The organism is Solwaraspora sp. WMMD1047 (assembly GCF_029626155.1).
GTDB lineage: Bacteria > Actinomycetota > Actinomycetes > Mycobacteriales > Micromonosporaceae > WMMD1047.
This window is the reverse complement of sequence record NZ_JARUBL010000001.1, coordinates 3,291,722-3,310,315: the sequence shown is the minus strand read 5'-3', so window position 1 is coordinate 3,310,315 and position 18,594 is coordinate 3,291,722. Positions and strand designations below refer to the sequence as shown.

General features: G+C 69.9%; 12 protein-coding genes. 1 reads left to right on the top strand and 11 read right to left on the bottom strand.

Annotated features, from left to right (window positions below):
* Window positions 1–125: 125 nt before the first annotated feature.
* The 6 genes from O7627_RS15180 to O7627_RS15155 all read right to left on the bottom strand — a co-directional run bounded on the left by O7627_RS15180 (window position 126) and on the right by O7627_RS15155 (window position 7,393).
* On the bottom strand, window positions 126–1,283 hold the full coding sequence (locus tag O7627_RS15180; RefSeq protein ID WP_278094150.1) for an acyl-CoA dehydrogenase family protein: 1,158 nt from the start codon (window positions 1,281–1,283) through the stop codon (window positions 126–128).
* 62 nt (window positions 1,284–1,345) lie between these two features.
* Window positions 1,346–1,723 (bottom strand): ectoine synthase, encoded by a 378-nt coding sequence (locus tag O7627_RS15175; protein ID WP_278094149.1) that lies wholly within the window; start codon window positions 1,721–1,723, stop codon window positions 1,346–1,348.
* Window positions 1,724–1,782: 59 nt separating this feature from the next.
* The gene (locus O7627_RS15170) at window positions 1,783–3,249 is read right to left on the bottom strand and encodes an AMP-binding protein (protein WP_278094148.1); all 1,467 of its coding nucleotides are present in this window, start codon (window positions 3,247–3,249) and stop codon (window positions 1,783–1,785) included.
* Between the two features lie 37 nt (window positions 3,250–3,286).
* Complete coding sequence (locus O7627_RS15165) at window positions 3,287–3,799, bottom strand: flavin reductase family protein (RefSeq protein ID WP_278094147.1); 513 nt, start codon at window positions 3,797–3,799, stop codon at window positions 3,287–3,289.
* A 37-nt stretch (window positions 3,800–3,836) separates the two neighbouring features.
* Window positions 3,837–4,895: an LLM class flavin-dependent oxidoreductase gene (locus O7627_RS15160; RefSeq protein ID WP_278094146.1), complete on the bottom strand. Its 1,059-nt coding sequence runs from the start codon at window positions 4,893–4,895 to the stop codon at window positions 3,837–3,839.
* 257 nt (window positions 4,896–5,152) lie between these two features.
* Complete coding sequence (locus O7627_RS15155) at window positions 5,153–7,393, bottom strand: MMPL family transporter (RefSeq protein WP_278094145.1); 2,241 nt, start codon at window positions 7,391–7,393, stop codon at window positions 5,153–5,155.
* Window positions 7,394–7,590: 197 nt separating this feature from the next.
* Here O7627_RS15155 and O7627_RS15150 point away from each other — a divergent pair, with 197 nt between their 5' ends.
* A complete protein-coding gene (locus tag O7627_RS15150; protein WP_278094144.1) occupies window positions 7,591–8,199 on the top strand; it encodes a TetR family transcriptional regulator in 609 nt (202 codons plus the stop codon).
* Between the two features lie 56 nt (window positions 8,200–8,255).
* Here O7627_RS15150 and O7627_RS15145 read toward each other — a convergent pair whose 3' ends face one another.
* The 5 genes from O7627_RS15145 to O7627_RS15125 form a co-directional block, all read right to left on the bottom strand.
* Window positions 8,256–10,091: a hypothetical protein gene (locus O7627_RS15145; protein WP_278094143.1), complete on the bottom strand. Its 1,836-nt coding sequence runs from the start codon at window positions 10,089–10,091 to the stop codon at window positions 8,256–8,258.
* Between the two features lie 59 nt (window positions 10,092–10,150).
* The gene (locus O7627_RS15140; protein WP_278094142.1) at window positions 10,151–10,912 is read right to left on the bottom strand and encodes an alpha/beta fold hydrolase; all 762 of its coding nucleotides are present in this window, start codon (window positions 10,910–10,912) and stop codon (window positions 10,151–10,153) included.
* Between the two features lie 5 nt (window positions 10,913–10,917).
* Window positions 10,918–14,292 carry an amino acid adenylation domain-containing protein gene (locus O7627_RS15135; protein WP_278094141.1) on the bottom strand — a complete coding sequence of 1,125 codons (3,375 nt, stop codon included), beginning with the start codon at window positions 14,290–14,292 and terminating at the stop codon, window positions 10,918–10,920.
* A gap of 68 nt (window positions 14,293–14,360) precedes the next feature.
* Window positions 14,361–17,309, bottom strand: coding sequence for a type I polyketide synthase (locus O7627_RS15130; RefSeq protein WP_278094140.1), 2,949 nt, complete (start codon window positions 17,307–17,309; stop codon window positions 14,361–14,363).
* Window positions 17,310–17,407: 98 nt separating this feature from the next.
* Window positions 17,408–18,577 (bottom strand): SGNH/GDSL hydrolase family protein, encoded by a 1,170-nt coding sequence (locus tag O7627_RS15125; protein WP_278094139.1) that lies wholly within the window; start codon window positions 18,575–18,577, stop codon window positions 17,408–17,410.
* Window positions 18,578–18,594: the final 17 nt, after the last annotated feature.

Here is an 18,594-nt window from a genome sequence, read left to right as displayed (position 1 = left end):
GCCACGGCCCGTGAGAGAAAACCGCGTGCGCCCGAGTGCAACGCTCGGGTACGCCCGCACGCCCATCAACCCCTGTGCCACCCCTGGTACCGGGCCGGGTGAGCTAGGGGGCGCGTAGCAGCGGGTCAGCCCCGCCCGGGTTTGCTCAGACCCATCATCGCGGCGATTCGGTTCCGCTGGATGTCGCTCGTTCCGGAATAGATCAGGCCCGCCAAGGCGCCGCGCACGTCGTGTTCGATCCCGGATTCCGTCATGTACCCGTACCCGCCGAACGTCTCGACGGCAGCCGTCGCCGTGGCCAGGTTCCCCTCGCTCGCGAGCAGTTTGGCGATCGCGACGTCCTCGGTGGCATGCTCGTCGCGCATGACCCGTGATGCGGCGTCGTACAGGGCGCGCCGTGCGGTCTCCACCGCGATCCGCATGTTGACGATGCGGTGGGCGACCGCCTGGAACGTGCCGATGTGGCTGCCGAACTGCCGGCGGGTTCTGGCGTATTCCACGACCCGATCGAGGCGGTGCTGCATCTCACCGACGTTGACGATGAAGGAACACAGCACTTCCCACTTCATCACGTGGTCGAAAACCAGGAACCCCGAGCCGAGCCCGCCGATCACGTTCTCGGTCGGAACCCGGCAGTCGTCGAGGAACAACTCGGAGAGCGGGGAGGTGCGCAAGCCCATCTTCGACATCGGCCGCCCCACAGAGAGGCCGGGCCGGTCGCTCTCCACGAGGATGGCGGAGGTGCCGAACGGTCCACCCTCGGGATCGGTTCTGGCATATACGACGATCAGGTCAGCCACTGGTCCGTTCGTGACGAACGCCTTGCTGCCGTTGAGGACCAGGCTGTCACCGTCGATCCGGGCACTGGTGCGCAGCGCCAACATGTCCGAGCCTGCTTCGGGTTCCGTGATCGCGTGCGCGCCGATCAGCTCGCCGGCACAGACCGCCGGCAGAAACCGGCCCTGGAGCTCCGGCGAGCCGAAGTGCTGCAGTGGTATGCCGGTGCTCACCATATGTGTGGTCAAGGAGAAGCTGAGCCCGCCGTCGCGGCAGGTGTACCCGAGGCCCTCCAGAACGTACATTGTGGTCACCAGGTCCCGGCCCAGACCACCCCACTGCTTGTCGAACGGCAGCGCCAGCAGCCCGGACTGCTGGGCCAGCCTCCACCCGTCACGCGCGAACTCGGCCGAGGCATCACGTTCGAGGTGGCCTGCGCTCAGCGATTCACCGAGCCGATGCGCGGCACCGCGGAGTTCCCGCTGGTCATCGTCCCACTCGATCAAGGTCTACCCTTTCCGCCGATCACGACCGGCCGTACGGACTGCCGTGCGCTGAAGGGGACCTCTCAGTACTCCGAGAATCCCGCACCGTCGAGGCTGTGCACCTCGTCGCCCCGCAGCGCCGGGCTGAAGACACTGATCAGGAGCAGGTCCTCCCGATCGTCGGCGATCAGGAAGTGCGCGTCGTGCTGGTCGAGCGCGTACAGCACACCGGGTCTGAGTTCGTACCGCACCGAGCCGTCCGCAGTGGTGACCTGTCCACGACCGCCGATGCAGTAGCAGGCCTCCAGGTGCCGGCGATACTGCAGTCGTGACTTGCTTCCCGCGTGCACCACGGTTTCGGCGACGGTGAATCCCATACCGTCGGCACCGACGAGGAACCGGTAGCTGAGGCCGTTGCCCCATTCCACGGCGGTGATGTTCTCTTTGGTCCGAATGAACAACGCTCTGCTCCTTGTTCTACGAATGGTCGTGGTGAACAGTTCGCGCGTCGGCCGCAGCCCTATTCGCTGGCCCGGGCCAACGCGGCGCGGTCGATTTTCCCGGTCGAGCCTCGGGGCAGTGGATCGTCGGTGATCTGCACCTGCGACGGAATGGCAGCCCTGGTGAGTCTGCTGGCACAGTGCCGACGCAGGGCGATGGTGCCCAACGGGGAGCCGGGGGCGCGCCGCACGACAGCGGACAGCCGGTGTCCGGCCGCCTCGTCGGGCAGTGCGAGCACCGCCGCCTCCCGGACATCGGGATGGGAGAGCAGGACCTGCTCGACTTCCTCGGTGTTGACGCGCGTGCCGCGCACCTTGACCTGGAAGTCGCAACGCCCGACCAGGGTCAGGGTGCCGTCCGGGTGCCGTCGCAGCAGGTCGCCGCTGCGGAAGTAGGTGTGCGGCCCATCGTCGTCGTGACGTGTGACGAAGGCGGGCCGGCCCGGTGCGGCGCCGACGTATCCGGGCGCCTGGAACGGCGTACACACGACAAGTTCGCCGACGCCACAGCCGGTCAGCGGCTGCCCCTCCGGGTCCTCCAGGCGGGCCCGAACGCCGGGAATCGGTTGTCCGATGGGCATCACCGACGCTTCGTCCCAGCCGGCGAGGTCCGTGTCGTGGATGAAGCTGTCGTTGGTTTCGGTGCAGCCGTAGACGTTCGCGAACGTTGCGGCGGGAAACAGCGTCGGCAGTCGTCTGATCAGCGTAGACGGCATGGCGGCGCCGGTGAACAACACGTGCCGTGGGGTCTTCAGTGCCTCGTCGTCCCGTCCGCCGTCGCACAACTGGCGATACATCAGCGGAACGCCCTGCACGAGATGGATTTCGTGCCGGTCGATCAGCTCCCTCAGGTGGGCGCCGTCGGTCGCCCGGTCCGGTGGGACCAGAACCGCGCAACCGCCGCTGCCCAAGGTGGTCCAGACCTCGAGCAGGCTCAGGTCGAAGTTGAGTGGCGCGTAGCTCAGCACGGACCGGCCGGGACCTATGCCGAATCGGTCGGCTGCCCATTTCACGAATGCGTCGACACCTGCCGCCGGCAACGGCACCACCTTGGGCAGGCCGGTGGTGCCGGATGTGGTGAGGAGCAGCCGGACACCGCGTGGCAGCTCGGACGCGTCGGATCGCGGTGTCACGGCGTCAACGGCGACGTCGCCGGTAGCTGCCCGGTTCAGCACGCGATCGGCGCCGACCCGGGCCACGACCTCGTGCAGGGAGTCCACGCCGAGCTCCGGTGGGGCCAGCAGGACCGGCCGCCCCTCCGTCAGACAGGCGAGGATCAGGGCGACCGTCGCTGGCGACCTGCTCGCCTGGACGGCGACGGGGCGATGCCTGCCGGGCGCCATCTCCCGCAGTTGTCCCCGCATGTCCGCGACGTCGGCGCCGAGGCGGCCGTACGGGACGATGTCGTCGTCCCAGACGAGCGCGGCGGCTTCGGGCGACCGCTTCACTTGCTCGTGGAACCCGGTGATCAGTGAGCCGGAGAGCATGTCACCCTTCTCCTTCCGACACCCGAACCGCCACGCGTCAGCCGCTGCGGTACGTCCCCTGTGTGAAGACCAGCGGGCGCGCGTGGTTTAGTACGCCCGCACCGACCACGCGTCCCAGTACCACGTGGTGGTCGCCCGCCTCGATGACCTGGTCCAGCGTGCAGTCGACGTACCCGGCCGCGGTGGCCAGGATCGGCGCGCCCGTGACGGCGGTGCGCAGATCCTGGCCCACGAACCTGTCCACCCCCGAGGCGCAGAAGCGACGAGCGACCTGCTCCTGCTCCTCGGTCAGGAAGCTGACCGCGAACCGCTGAGTCGCCTCGATGGCCGGCCAGCTCCGCGACTCGCGGCCGATGCAGAACAGCACCAGGGGCGGGTTCAGGGACACCGAGGTGAACGAGTTGATCGCGACCCCCACTGGCCCTTGCTGCGAATCGGTGGCCACGACCGTCACGCCCGTGGCGAGTTGGCGCATCACCGTACGCAGCGTCACCGGCTCGACCTTTGCCGCCGGCAGGGCATCACCGCGTAGGACGTCCGAACGTGCCACTGGCCCGCCTCCCGGTCGGATCGTGGTGAACGCTGCGTCAGCGCATCAGCGGCAGGGACTCCTCGACGAACATCCTCAGGCTGCGGGACATCGTCGCGTAGTCCTGGCCACCGAAGTCGAGCTGCCAGAGGATCACGTCAAGCGGCAGCGCGTCCTCGAGCTCGCGGGTCTTGCGCGCCACCGTCGCCGGGGAGCCGTGCATCGTCCCGGCGATCATGCGGTCCTCGTCCATGGTGAGGTAGCGCTCGATCATCTTGGCGTAGCCCGCGTAGTCGGGCGCGTCCACGGACTTCAGCGTCTGGGATGCCTCGCCCCACACCTCGAAGTACCCGCGCTGGTGGCGGCGTGCGGCAGCGTCCGCCTCCGCGTCGGTGGGGGCGACCATGAGCGGCACGCCGGCCGCCACCTGCGGCACCCGACCGGAAGCACCGTGGTGCTCCTGGAAGACGTCCCTGTACATCTCGATCATCTTGCGCACCTGGTCGAATGCCTCGGGCTGCGGCGTCGCAGTGATCATGAGGTTGTGACCGCGTTCGCCGGCGTACCGGAAGCTCGCCTCCGACATCGCCACGCAGATCCACACCGGCGGGTGCGGCCGCTGCACGGTGGGCGGGAAGTTGGTGGCGTCGGCATAGGTGAAGTACGGGGTACGCTCGCTGACCTTGTCCTCCGTCCAGAGCCGCACGACGGCGTCCACGGTCGCCTGGAACCTGGCCCTGCTACCCGTCATGTCGACCTCGAAGGCCTCGAAGTCGTGGGGAAGGAAGGCACGGACGAAGCCGACCTCCAGCCGGCCGTGGCTCATCGCGTCCACCTGCGCGGCGTGGGCGGCGATCTGAATGGGGTGATGGAAGGACGCCTGAATGCCGCCGGTCAGCAGCCGGATGCGCTTGGTGCGAGCGGCGACGGCGGCGAGGTAAGTGAGAGGGCTCGGGCAGTAACCTCCGGCACGGTGCAGGTAGTGCTCCGTCATCTTGACGTAGTGGAGACCGAGTTGCTCACCCAACTCCGCCAGTCGAAGCACGTCCTCGAAATACGTCACGGCCGGACGTGTGTCGGGACTGCAATCGGGCAGCAGAGAAATACCGTACTTCATTTTTCCTCCGGGAGATCGCACGCACGAACATTCCGCCGCCTTCCCGAGCCGGATGCATCCCGGGTGGCCTTTGGTGAGGTTATGGATCGACGTGCTGCCGCGTCAGCCCCTAGAAATGGAAATAGTCGCCCCTCAAGGAAGTAGGGGCCGGTTAGCACGTCGCATCCGCCCGACGGGCGCGAAAGGCCTACGACGCGCCCAGCGCGGAACGGGGGGTCCGCGGGGCGCGCCGTAGGAGATCCCGGCTGGCCGGTTGGCTACTCGATGGAGGACGTACGTTCGCCGGCGCCCGACAGGACGTTCACCGGGGCAGGGGACCCCCTCGTCTCCAGCGGTACACGCTTACCCTCGATGTCGGTGTCCGGCAGGATCCGGTCCAGCCAGCGCGGCAGCCACCACACCTTCCGGCCCAGGAGCGCCATGGCCGCAGGCATGAGGGTCATGCGCACCAGGAAGGCGTCGAACAGCACGGCCGCCGCCAGTGTGAATCCGAACAGCTTCAGCGCCAGGTCCTCGGAGAGGAAGAATCCGAGGAAGACGCTGATCATGATGATCGCGGCTGCGGTCACCACCCGTGCGCTGTGCCGGAAGCCACGCACGATCGCGTCCGTGGGCGCCGCCCCATGGGCGTACTCCTCCCGCATGCGGCTGACGAGGAAGACCTGATAGTCCATGGCCAGGCCGAACGACATGCCGACGAGCAGAATCGGCAGCAGGCTGTAGATCGGTGCCCGGTCATCGATGCCGGTGATGTCGGACAACCAGCCCCATTGGAAGATCGCGACGACCGCACCGAACGTCGCTGCGACCGTGAGGAGGTAGCCGATCGCGGCCTTGATCGGGATGAGCACCGATCGGAAGGCGAGCAGCAGGAGGACGAGCGCCAGTCCGACGATGATCGACAGGTACGGGACCAGGGCGTCGCCCATCCGGTCGGACGAGTCGATGTTCATGGCGGTCTGGCCGGTGATGTGGACCGTGGCGCCGGTGCTCGCCTCGACCGACTCGGTCTGCTCGCGGATGGTCGCGACGAGCGTCTCGGTGGCCTCGCTCGCCGGGCCGCTGCCGGGCACGATCTGCAGCAGCGCCGTGTCCCCGAGCCCGTTGACCGCTGGTGGCGAAACGTCGGCGACGTCGGGTAGCCCGAGAATCACGTTCCTGGCCTGCTCCGCAGCGCGCTGTGTCTCCCCGGTCCCGGCCGCGTCCACCACCGCGATGAGCGGACCGTTGACGCCGGGTCCGAAGTTCTCGGCGATCAGGTCGTAAGCCTTGCGCTGGGTGCTGTGCTCGGCGGCTGTGCTGTCATCGGGGATGCCCAGCCGGAGGTCCGCGGCCGGCACAGCGATCACCCCGAGCATGACCACAGCGAGCAGCAGCATCGCCACGGGTCGACGGGTCACGAGTTCGGCCCACCGCTGTCCGACGGTCCGGGCGGATCCGCCGGCGCTGTCCGGCCCCCGGAAGATGCCGAGCACGCGGCGTCCGCGTCCCAGTACCCGTCGACCGGCGAAGCCGAGGAGCGCGGGCATCAGAGTCAGCGCCACGAGCACGACGACAGCGATGGCGCCCGCCGCTGCGACGCCGTCCTCGGTCAGAAGGGGGATGCCGAGCACCGCCAAACCGGCCAGGGCGATGATCACTGTCAGGCCGGCGAAGACCACCGCCGACCCGGCGGTGCCCGTCGCACGCCCGGCGGCATCCTCCGGCTCACGGCCGGCGACCAGCTCGTTGCGGTAGCGCATGACGATGAAGAGCGCATAGTCGATGGAGACCGCCAGACCCAGCATGAGAGCCAGCACGGCGGCGTCACGGTTCAGGCTGATGAGACCACCGACCGCAGTGATCGTGAGCAGGCTGATCCCGACTCCCACCAGGGCGGTCAGCAGCGGAAGCCCGGCCGCGATCAGCGAGCCCAGCGCGACGATCAGCACGAGGCCGGCGACGACCACCCCGACGATCTCCAGAAGGCCCGCCTCGGGCTGCGGCTCGAGCGCGTCGCCGACGACCTCGACCTGCAATCCGGCAGCCCGGCCCTGGTCCGCCGCCCGGGTAAGGGCGACCCGCGCCTCGTCCGTCACCTTGTCGCCTGAGACGCCGTAGGTGACCTCGGAGTAGGCCACCCGGCCGTCCTGGGACAGCACGCCGGCCTCGACGGGATCAACGACGTTCGCCACCTGCGGCGCCCCGCGCAGGCTCCCGATCACCTGCTGGAGCGCCGTGGCCGGGCCCTCGTCCTGCAAGGTGCTGCCATGCGGGGCGACGAATACCACCCGGGCGCTCGCGCCGTCCACGGGCTGATCGGGGAAGCGCTCCTTGACCAGGTCGAGCGCCTCCTGCGACTCGGTGCCCGGCAGCACGGACGAACCGACCGCGGTGGAGTCCTCGGCCAGGGCGGCGGCAGCCGCGCCCGCCGCGAACAGCAGGACCACCCACAGCGACACGACGAGTCCGCGTCGCCGGAACGACCAGCGGCCCACTCGGTACAGCAGCGTAGCCACAACGACCTCCGATCAGATGTGCCTCTCGAGCGCAGCCGCTCGACGAGCAACAGTCTACTCGCTTTGGTTAGTGGATATCAAATGACAGTCGGGTATCGTTTTTTCGAACCGGACCGAGCGGGCCACCGTCTGGTTCCCGTGGCCCGCTGCCTTCCCGCTTCCGGCTCCCGCGTCAGGACGGCGTGCACAATTGGTTCATGAAAGAGCAGTCCGAGGGTGCTCGACCGGTCACGCCCCTCCGGGAGCGGAAGAAGCTGAAGACCAAGGCGACGATCCGGCGTCAGGCGCTCCGTCTCTTCCGCGAGCAGGGGTTCGACGCCACCAGCGTCGAGCAGGTCGCCGAGGCGGCGGAAGTCTCCGTGAGCACGGTCTTCCGCTACTTCCCCACCAAGGAGGACCTGGTCGTAGCCGACGACTACGACCCGCTGTTCATCGAGGCGTTTCAGGCCCAGCCCGCCGAGCTGAGCCCGCTCAAGGCGCTGCGCACCGCCATCCACACCACCCTGGGCGGCACCAGCCGGGCCGAACTGGACGAGAACCGGACGCGGGAATCCCTGATGCTGACCGTTCCGGCGCTGTGGGCGGCCAGCCTACGGAACATCACGGCCTCACTGAACATGATGGGCGACCTGGTCGCCAAGCGGGTCGGTCGCGAGCCCGACGACCCGGCGGTCCGCTCGTTCACCGGCGCGGTCATGGGCACCGTGCTGGTCGTCTGGCTGGACTGGGCCAACAACCCGGAGATGGACGTCGTCACCGCTTTGGACGACGCGCTGGCACATCTGGACGCCGGGCTGCCACTGTGAGACGCCGTCGGGGTCTGCCGTCGCCGCAAGCGGCTGTGGCAGACCCCGACGGCGCGTCACCCTGACGGGGAGAGGCGGTAGATGTAGGTGCCCACATTGGCCCAGTGGGAGCGAGGGCCGTCGGGAACGTAGGCGTTCGCCATCCAGACGGCGTCGCCGTCGGCCACAGCGGCCGTGTAGTCGCCCCACCGGCTCGTACCCGGGGGGACACCGTTACCGGTGAACGCGGAGTATCCGGTGAAACCGTCCTGTGGCGCGGCGCCCGCGGCGGCGATGTGCACAGGGCCACGAGCGCCGTTCCGGTCGATCCGGACGTACGCGGCGCTCGGGTGATGATCGGGGCCGCTCAGAGTGAACGTCATCCCCCCCTGGCCGTCCGAGCCCACGGCGATCGCCGGATCGAAGACGTGCTGTCCCTCGACGGCGAGGTAACCCTGCCGGACGATCCGCGGCGGGCGTCCGGCGTCCGCGTCCGCCGCGTCGACCACGAAGTAGGCGATGCCCAGCCGGTTCCCGTCCGGTTGACCGTCCGGGGCCGCGACCAGCGTGTTCAGTGCGCCGAACAGAAACCCGTCGTGCTCGGCCACCTGCGTCATCCACGGCGCCTTTCCGTCGAGCTTCGGCAGCGGATCACCGTTGCCGAGTGCGTCCCGCAGCGGCGCCGGACCGTCCTTCTGAGTCACTCCGTACAGGAACGGAGCGCCCAGCGCCTGGGCGACCAGCACCTCGTGGTGGAGCGACAGCTTCGGCTCCGGTTCGTTGAGCGTCTCCGTGCCGGTCAGCGACCAGACCACGATGCGGTTGTCCAGCGGCCGGGGGATGCCCTTCTCGTTCAGCGGGCTCCCGCACAGGAAGAACTGCGTGCCGCTGCGGGGGCGCGGGCACGCCGCCGGCTGCAGCCAGCCCCAGTAGGGGAACTCCGGGTCTGCGGTGGGCACGGTCGCGGTGTTGAAGTAGGCGTACCGCGGTGCGTCACCGTCCTCCGCCTCCGCCAGGGCCTGCCGGCTCAGAACGTACAACTGCGCCCCCTTGTACGGCGGGGCCGGCTCCACGTTCTCGGCGAGGTTCAGACTGAGCACGATGGCGTCCTGGTTGCCGCCGAGCAGCGGGTGGAAGCTGTAGCAGGCATTCTGCGCCAGGTGGGGGGTGCCGTATCTGCCGTCGCTGGTGGTGTCGACGGAGAACACCTTCCAGTCACCGGTCGGGTCCGCAGTGGCGCTGACCGCCAGCAGGACGTAGCAGCGCGCGCTTCGACTGCCGGGCCCGGGCGACTCGATCTTGAGCACGGAGTGGAAGAAGCGCTGCCCGACCGGGTCGAAGTAGCACTTCGGATCGGCCAGCATGTCGCCCGAGGCGTGCGGCCACGCCCGCTCCTCGTCGTCCGGCAGGCTGGCGGGCAGCTGTCGGTAGAACTGGTTGAGGGAGTTGGGGAGCGTCAGCCGGTTGCCGTCGCTGTCGTAGACGGCGAGGGCGCAGTTGATGCTCTCCACGACGTAGCCGTTGCCCACCGCCAGGGCCGGGTCGGCAGGCTCCCAGCGGATCTGCCGGTCGGCGTGGCTGCCGGTGCCGGCCTCATACGAGTCGTGGAACCTCAACCCGTCGAAGCCCACGGCGCCCCCGGGGGTGGCGGAGACGGGCGTGCTCGGCACAGCCGGCACCGCGAGCCCCTCACGAGCCTGGGGCGAGGTCGAGTGCTGGTACACCTTCTTCGTCGACTCGACCTGTTCGAAGGTCTTCTGCTCGGCCCCACCGGGACGGCGGGCGGCGAGGTCCTCCTCCCGCTGCTCCGAGGCGTCCCTCAGCAGCCGTGTCAATCCCAGGAAGACCGCCGTGCCGTACCCGTAAGCGGGTTCCGCCTCCGGCCGCGCGGGTCCGCTGCCAGCCAGTTCCATCGCACTTCCTTCCTCATCGCTCGATTCGTCGGGCTCGCCGGAGACCGTTGTCCTCCGGTTCAGGCAAGTTCGGCGGCGATGGCCGCCAGGAGCCGGCCCGGGTCCTGCCGCGGGAAGAAGTGGTCGCCAGGCAGCATCCGCAGCTCGCACCCCGTGCCGGAATGCTCTGCCCAGGCGGCGAGTTCACCGACGCTGACGCCGTCGTCGGACTCTCCGCCGTACACCGTGACCGGCAGGTCGAGCGCCGGCCCCGGCCGGTGGCGATACGTCCGCAGGACCTCGATGTCCGCCCGCAGGGTGGGAAGGAAGGCGGCGAAGGCCGGAGACTCCCGGATCTGCCGGGGAACGCTACCCGACTGCTCCAGGTAGGACACCAGATCGTCGTCCGACGGGCCCAGGCTCGCGAAGCGCCGCTCCACCAGGTGCGGCGCGGGGTGACAGGCCACGATGAGACGCGATGGCGACATCAGGCCGGCGCTCACGGTCATCCGGCACGCCTCGAACGCCAGGAGCGCGCCCATGCTGTGACCGAACCAGGCATGCGGCGCCGCGAGCCAGGGACCGAGCCCGTCCACGAGTTTGGGTACGACGTCGTCGATGCGGGTCAGTGGCGCCTCGCCGAACCGGGTCTCCCGTCCGGGCAGCCGGACGGCGATCACCTCCACGTCCGGCGCCAAGGCGTCCCCCCAGGACCGGAACATCGCTGCCCCGGTGCCGGCGGGCGGCACACACAGTAGCCGGATCCGGGCGGCGGGTGCGGGTCGCCACCGTACGCCCCACGCGCTCACCGCGGTCGTCGGCTCTCTCCCGTTGCTCCGCACCGGGTTCACCGCCCACCACTGTCCCGCAGCGCACCGGCGAGCGCGGCGACGGTGGGATTCTCGAAGATCCACCGAAGGAGGTCTTCGCTGGCGGCGGTGATGCCGAGCTCGTCACGGATGGCACCAAGGATGAGCACGGCGTTCACGGAGTCCCCGCCGAGTTCGTAGAAGTTGTCCTCGATCCCGAAGTCGTCGCGGCCGAGCGCCCGGCTCCACACGCCGAACAGCCCTCGTTCCAGGTCGTCGCGGGGCGCGAGTCGTTCCCGCCGCACCTCGAACTCGTCCCAGGGTGTCGGAAGCGCCGCGCGGTCGACCTTGCCGTTCGAGCTCTTCGGCAACTGGTCCAGCACCAGATAGTGATGGGGAACCATGTACTCGGGCAACGCCTCCTCCAGGGCGACGCGCAAGGTGGCGGGCTCTGGCGCTGCGCCCGCCGCGGGCACGATGTAGGCGACCAGGTGACGACGGCCGGTCATCGGGTTGGTGTCCACCCCGGCAATCGCCTCGTTCACCTCGGGCCGGCGCAGCAGTACCGCCTCAATCTCGCCCAGTTCGATGCGGTAGCCGTTGATCTTGACCTGAAAGTCGTTGCGCCCGAGGAACTCGATGTCGCCGCCCGGCAGATAGCGACCGAGATCACCGGTGCGGTAGAGGCGCTCGCCTGTGCGCGGATGGATTATGAAGCGCTCCGCCGTCAGCTGCGGGTCACCCCAGTACTCCTTGGCGACACCGATGCCGCCGATGTAGATCTCCCCCACCGTCCACACCGGGCAAGGCTGCAGTTGGTTGTCGTAGACGTGCAGGGTCTGCCGGGCGAGTGGTTTGCCGTAGGGGATCCGTACCCATTCCGGGGGAACCTTGCCGATGGGGTACGCCACCGACCAGATGGACGCTTCGGTGGCCCCGCCCAGACTGATCACCTCGAGGTCGGAAAGCCAGCCACGGACCGCGTCCGGCAGCGTCACCGGGATCCAGTCGCCGCTCAGCATGGCGAGCCGCAGCCGACTTTCGGTGGGCGCGCCCCGGTGTCCGCGGTCGTCGATCCACGTCTGGAGGAGTGCCGGCACCGAGTTCCAGACAGTGACGCCGTGCCGGGCCACCAGGTCGCTCCAGTGCGCGGGATCGTGCACGAGCCGCGGCGACGGTACGACCACGGCGCCGCCTGCGGCCAGCGTGCCGAAGACGTCGTAGACGGACAGGTCGAAGCTGAGCGCGGACAGTGCCAGTACCCGGTCCGAGGGCCCGACCCGGAACCGGGCGTTGATGTCCTGCACCGTGTTGGCCGCGCCACGGTGATCGATCACGACGCCCTTCGGCTGCCCGGTCGAACCGGATGTGAAGATCACGTACGCGAGGTCCTGCGGTCTGGGTGTCGTCTCCAACGGTCCGGCTTCCGCCGCCCGGACCTCCTCGTCCGCGAGGGTCACAACGGTGACACCGGTGGGCCAGGTGAGCTCCGCGCGCAGCGTCTGCGTGGTGACCACCATCCGTACCCCGCACCGTTCGAGCAGGGAGTCCCGCCGCGCCTCCGGCCAGCCGGGATCGATCGGGACGTAGGCGGCACCGGAGCAGGCGACGCCGAGTACGGCCGCGATCTGCTCGCGCCCCTTCTCCAGAACCACCCCGACGAGAGTGCCGGTGACCGCGCCGAGCGCGACGAGCCGGCGGGCCAGGCGGTGCGCCTCCGCCATGAGCTGCGCGTACGTGAACTGCCCGTCGTCGGCGATGACGGCTACCGCGTCGGGACTGCGGACGGCCTGCTCCGCGACGATCTCGCTGAGCGTCCGCTCGGGAATCGGGGCGACGGTGTCGTTGACCGCGGCGCGTTCCGCCAACTGCCACCCGGGGATCGGCACCGCCGCGCCCGCCACGTCCCAGGCGGCCTCGTCCGCCGCCAGCCGTTCCAGCAGTCCACGGTAGGCGTCGAACATGTCGTCCAGCAGCCTGTCCGGGAACAGATCCTCGACGGCGTCCCAGTTCAGCAGGAGCTCCCCCCGTTCCTCGGCGACGGTGTGATCGAGCCACACCTGCGGTGTCTGGGAGATGGCGTGCACCAGTTCGCCGAGCACCTCGTCGCGGGTGGCGACGGCATCCGCGGCCGGGGACGCGCCCAGCCGGCTGGTGAACACGACCGGCATGATCGCCCCCGGCCTGCCACCCAGCCTGCGGGCCCGTTCCCGCAGCACCTGCACGCCGGTGTAGGAGAGGTGGTCGAGATCCAGCAGCAGCTGCCGGTGCAGCCGCTGCGCGCGGGCGCCGAACGAGTCCTCGGCCGCACCGTCGACCGCCAGCATCGTCAGCGAGGTGAAGTCGCCGACCACCTCGTCGATCCGCGGGTGCAGCCGCGGTCGGTTGAACAGCGTCAGGTTGAGCGTCACGGCGGGCTGCCCGGACCATCGCCGGAGCACGTCGCCAAACGCCGTCATCAACACCGCGGAGGGTGTCAGACCGCGGCTGCCGGCGATCCGCTTCAGCGCGGCCCAGCGCTCGCCCGGCAGGCGCGCGTCCCGGCGGTGGAACCGGGGCGAGGTGATCTGGGCGGGCTGGGTCGCCAGGGGCAGCGCGGGCGGGGGCGGCAACTCGTCCAACCGGCCGAGCCAGTACTCCCGGGCGCGCGCGTACGCGGCGTCCGCGCGCCGCGCCCGCTCGGCCAGCACGCAGTCGCGGTAGGAGATCGGCAACGGTTCCGGCGCCCAGTCGGGGTCCTGATGGAATCGGCGCCAGTCCTGGTACACGGACTCCAGGCTGCGTCCGTCCACGATCAGCATGTCGAACCGCATATGCAGCCGCAGCCGCCGGTCCGTCAGCCGCGTGGCACGCACCTCGAAGAGGGGCCAGCAGTCGGCCCCGTGGGCGTCCCGGCGTACCTCCTCGCGGATCCGGGCGAGTTCCGCCTCCTGGGTCACGGGGTCGAGCCCACGCAGATCGGTAACGGCGATCTCGTACGGGGGAACCTCGGGCAGGACCCGCTGCGTGCCGTCCGGCTGGACGACGGCGCGCAGCATCTCGTGCCGGTCGATGACCTTGCGCAGGCTGGTGGTCAACCGTCCGACGTCCAGATCGTCGCGCTCGGACTCGGCGTAGAAGTGCGTGGAGATGCCGCCCAGTTCGACCGAGGTGTTGCGACCCATCCAGTACGCGTGCTGGACGTCGGTCAGCGGAAAGGGGTCGAACCGTGCCTCCGGCCGGGCCACCAGGGGCGTCGGACCGTCGGCTGCCGCGCGGCCGAGCAGGACGACCAGCTCATCCCGGTACTCTCGCAGCCGGTCCCGCAGTTCCGCGGTGAGCGAGCCGGGCGGAGCCAGTACGTCCAGGCGACCGTCGGCCAGCCGCAGCCTGATCCCGCGCCGGTGCAGTTCCGGAAGCAGATCCTGCGCCATCGTCGGCGTCCTCCTGTCGTTCGCTGCCGGTCCCCCGGCCCGTGCCTGCCGGTTGCGCGCCGATCCGTTCACAGGGTCAACACCTCGAACCCCGTCTCCTCGGCCGTCTCTCCCGCCGTCGCGACGAGCCCCCGGGCGGCGAGTTGGGCGCACACCAGGTCGACCACCTCCCCGGCCGTCGCGCCACCAAGGAGCCGGTCGAGGGGTACGTCGCTGCGTAGATCGGTCTGTAACCAATCCCGCAGTCGGACGGCCATCAGTGAGTCGAGGCCGATCTCGTTCAACCGCACAGCACCGAATGTCGGGCGGCGGTCATCGCGTTCCTCGTCGGCGAGACCGAGCAGGGCCGTCGTGGTGGCGAACAGTTCGGCCAGCAGGGCCTGCCGGGCGGCCGGTGGATCGGTCAGCGCCAACCTGGCGACGTCATCGGCGAAACCGGGCGCCACCGACCCGAGCCCGGCGAGCGGGACGCGCACACTCCCGGCGCCGACATCCGGGCCGGCCGCCGGGATTCCGGGGTCCAGCCAGTAGCGCCGGTGTTCAAACGCATACGTGGGCAGGTCGGTGGGGCGGGCTCCGGTACCGGCGAAGGCCGGCCGCCAGTCGACGGAGGTTCCCTGGACGTGCGCCTCGGCCAGGAGGCGGAGGAACCCCACAGGCTGGGGGACGTCAGCACGCAGAGCCGCGACATGCCACGTCGTGTCGGGCCGGGGCGGGCCCAGCGCGTCGGCGACCTCGCCCTCCGCGCCCAGGCCCAGGCACCGGGCCACGCCCCGCGCCCGCAGCGGGTCGCCGAGTGGCTGGGCCGGGTACGGCGCGCCGGCCCAGTGGTCGGGTGAGCGGAGCCGCTCGTCGGCCACCGTCGTGCCCGTCCGGCCGGAGACGACGGGGAGCGCCGCGAACGCGAACGCGACTTTCCCGGCTGTGTCCCGCATGTCCTCCTCCCGCAGGTAGGTCACGACCAGCGCACAGGCGTCGGGAAGTGACAGCACTCCGGCGGCGTGCGCGGCGGCGATCTCGCCGATGCCGGTCCCGGCCACCTGATCGGGGACGATCCCGAACGACCCGAGGAGCTGGAACAGGGCCGTCTGCAGCGCGAACCGGGCGGCCTCGCCCAGGCGGGGATGACCGGCCGCCGGGCCGGCGTCGTCGCCATCCAGCAGCAGTGACCGCAACGGCCGCCCGGCGCGGTTGTCGAGGCGAACGTCGAGCTCGGCGCAGACCTCGGTCAGCGAGTCGCCGAACCTCGGGAAAGCCGCGCTCAGATCACGCCAGCCACCACCTCCCGGGACGCCCGGGTCGGAGTTGCCGGGAAAGAGCACAGCCGTCGCACCGCTGAGCCGGGCGCCGGTGAACACCTGGTCGGTCGGGTCGTCAGCCATGACGGCGTCGAGCCCGGCCCGGAACTCGACGGTCGAACCGGCGAGCAGGACGGCACGGTGTCTGAACAGTGAGCGGGTGGTGGCAAGGGAGAACCCGACGTCGGCGGGGGTCAGGCCGGGTTCGGAGTCGAGTAGCGCGGCCAGCCTGCCCGCCTGCGTCCGCAGCGCCGGGGCGCTGCGGGCCGACAGCACCCAGGGCAGGACCGAAGGGACGGTCGCGGAGGTGTCCGGCGCCGGGCCGGGGAGAGTCTCCTCGGGCGGCGCCTGCTCGAGAATGACGTGCGCGTTGGTGCCGCTCGCCCCGATCGCGGTGACGCCCGCGCGACGCGGACGACCGGTCTCCGGCCACGGCCTGGATTCGGTCAGCAGGGCAACCGCACCCTCGGACCAGTTGATGAGCGGCGACGGCTGGTCGACGTGCAGCGTCCTTGGCAGCCGGCCGTGGCACATGGCCATCACCATCTTGATGACTCCGCCCACCCCGGCGGCGGCCGCCGCGTGACCCACGTTGGACTTGTAGGAGCCCAGCCACAGCGGCTCGTCGGTGGACCGGTCCTGACCGTAGGTGCCGATCAGCGCCTCGGCCTCTACCGGGTCCCCGAACACCGAACCGCTGCCATGGGCCTCCACCGCGTCCACCTGATCGGCGGACAGGCCGGCGTCCGCAAGCGCCCGGCGGATGACCTCCTGCTGGGCCACGCCGTTCGGTGCGGCCATGCCATTGGTCGCGCCGTCCTGGTTGATCGCCGAGCCGCGCACCAGCGCCAGCACCCGGTGGCCGTTGCGCCTGGCGTCCGAGAGCCGCTCCACCAGCAGCACGCCCACGCCCTCGGCGAATCCCATACCGTCGGCCGCCGCCGCGAACGACCTGCAGCGACCGTCCCGGGCCAAGGCCTGCCGCCGGTGGAACTCGACGAAGACCGACGGGGTGGACATGAAGGCCACGCCGCCGGCCAGCGCCAAGGTGCACTCCTGCCGCCTCAGCGCCTGGCAGGCCAGGTGCAGCGCGACGAGCGAGGACGAGCACGCGGTGTCGACGGTGAGGGCGGGACCCTTGAGGTCCAACACGTAGGCCACCCGTCCGGAGGCTATGTTGCTGACACTGCCGGTCGGTAAATAGTCCTCCAGACCTGCGGGCGGACTCTCGTACGCGCCCGGCGCGTAGGGACTGTGGGTGAGGCCCAGGTACACGCCCGTCGACGTGCCGGCCAGGGTGGTCGGGTCGACGCGGGCGTGCTCGACGGCCTCCCACGCCACCTCCAGCATCAGCCGTTGCTGAGGGTCCATGGCCAACGCCTCGCGAGGGCCGATGCCGAAGAACGCGGCGTCGAAGCCGGCGCCGTCCCGGAGGAACCCACCTTGACGGGACATCGCGTCCGCCGGCGAAGAACCGAGCAGGCGGTTCACAGGCCAGCCGCGGTCGTCGGGGAAGGCAGCGATGGCGTCGCGCTCCTCGGCCACCAGTCGCCACAGGTCGTCCGGCGACGATACGTCGCCCGGGAAGCGGCAGCTCATGCCGACGATCGCGAGCGGCTCCCCGGCACCCGACTCCAGCTCCCGTAACCGACGGCGGGCCTCCTGCAGTTCGATGGTCGCCCTTTTCAGGTAGCCCCGTAGGATCTCTTCATCCGCCATCGGACGATCAGCCTCCATCCCCGTTTGTCAGCGCTTCGCCCGGATGTCTCGGGAAACCGCTCGACGGTTCCCCGAGACGCATCGCCGTACCATTTGCCTCAGTCGAGTGCCCGGTCGAGCACCCAATGGACCGCTTCGCCCATCGCCCTGTACCCGGCGTCGTTGGGATGCAGGTGGTCGCCGCTGTCGTACGCGGGGTTGAGCTGGTCGATGTCCTGGGGATCCGCCAGGACGGCGCCGAAGTCGACGACGGCGTCGAATTCACCCGAGGAGCGTATCCAGGCGTTCACCTCCTCCCGGATCGCCTCTCCCTCCGCCCGGTAATAGGCCGCCCCTTTGTACGGCAACAGGGTTCCCCCGATCACGGTGAGACCATGCGCGCGTGCCTGCCGGATGACGTCGCGGTGTCCCTCGATCAGGTCCTGCGCGGTGATGATCGGCACCTCACCGATGCACGGCAGGGTGCCTCTTGAACCGATGTCGTTGATGCCGTGCTGAACCACCACGGCCCGCAGTCCCGGTTTCGTGAGCACGTCCCGGGCGAACCGCCCCACTCCGCTCTCCCCGAGGCACGGGCTGTCACTGAGCAGCCGGTTGCCACTGATCCCGAGATTCAGCACGCCGAGCGACCGGCGTAGTTCGGCCAACTCGTCCGGGTAGCGGTTGTTCGCGTCGGGCGTCGAGGCGTATCCGTCCGTGATCGAATCGCCGAAGGTCGCCACCGTGCCGGCGTGCCGTGACGTCGACAGCGCATCCACCCCGGCGAGGTAGTACCAGCTCTGTGTGGTCTCGGTGAAGGCGTCACCGGGTACGGCGGTGCGGTGATCACCGGGGGCGCGGTAACTGGTCGCACCCGCCCAGGAGTGATACGTGGCCGGCCCGGTCCGTTCCGGCAGATAGGCCGTCACGGTCAGGGATTCCAGATTCCGTACCGGCATCCGGACCGCGTCGCTCACGAGCTCGCCGCCGGCCGGCACGCTGGCCGCCCTCGCCCCGTCGAACGTCACGTGGTGCAGCGTCCCGGGCAGCACCCGCGCTCCCCCACCACTCAGCGCGACAGTCACACCCGCCAGCCTCAGCGGTGTCGCCCCGAAATAGTTCGACAGGGTCAGCCGGACGGCCTTCCCGCCGGCGCTGATCCGGACGACCTGGCGCAGCGTCTGCGCCTCGAAACCCTCCTCCGCCCAACTGGGTACGAGTCCGGGATTCGGTCGGGTCAGCGCCGTCGCCCAGGTGCCGATCCACCGCTGTGACGATTCCGCTGCCACGGCAGGTCCGCCCGTCG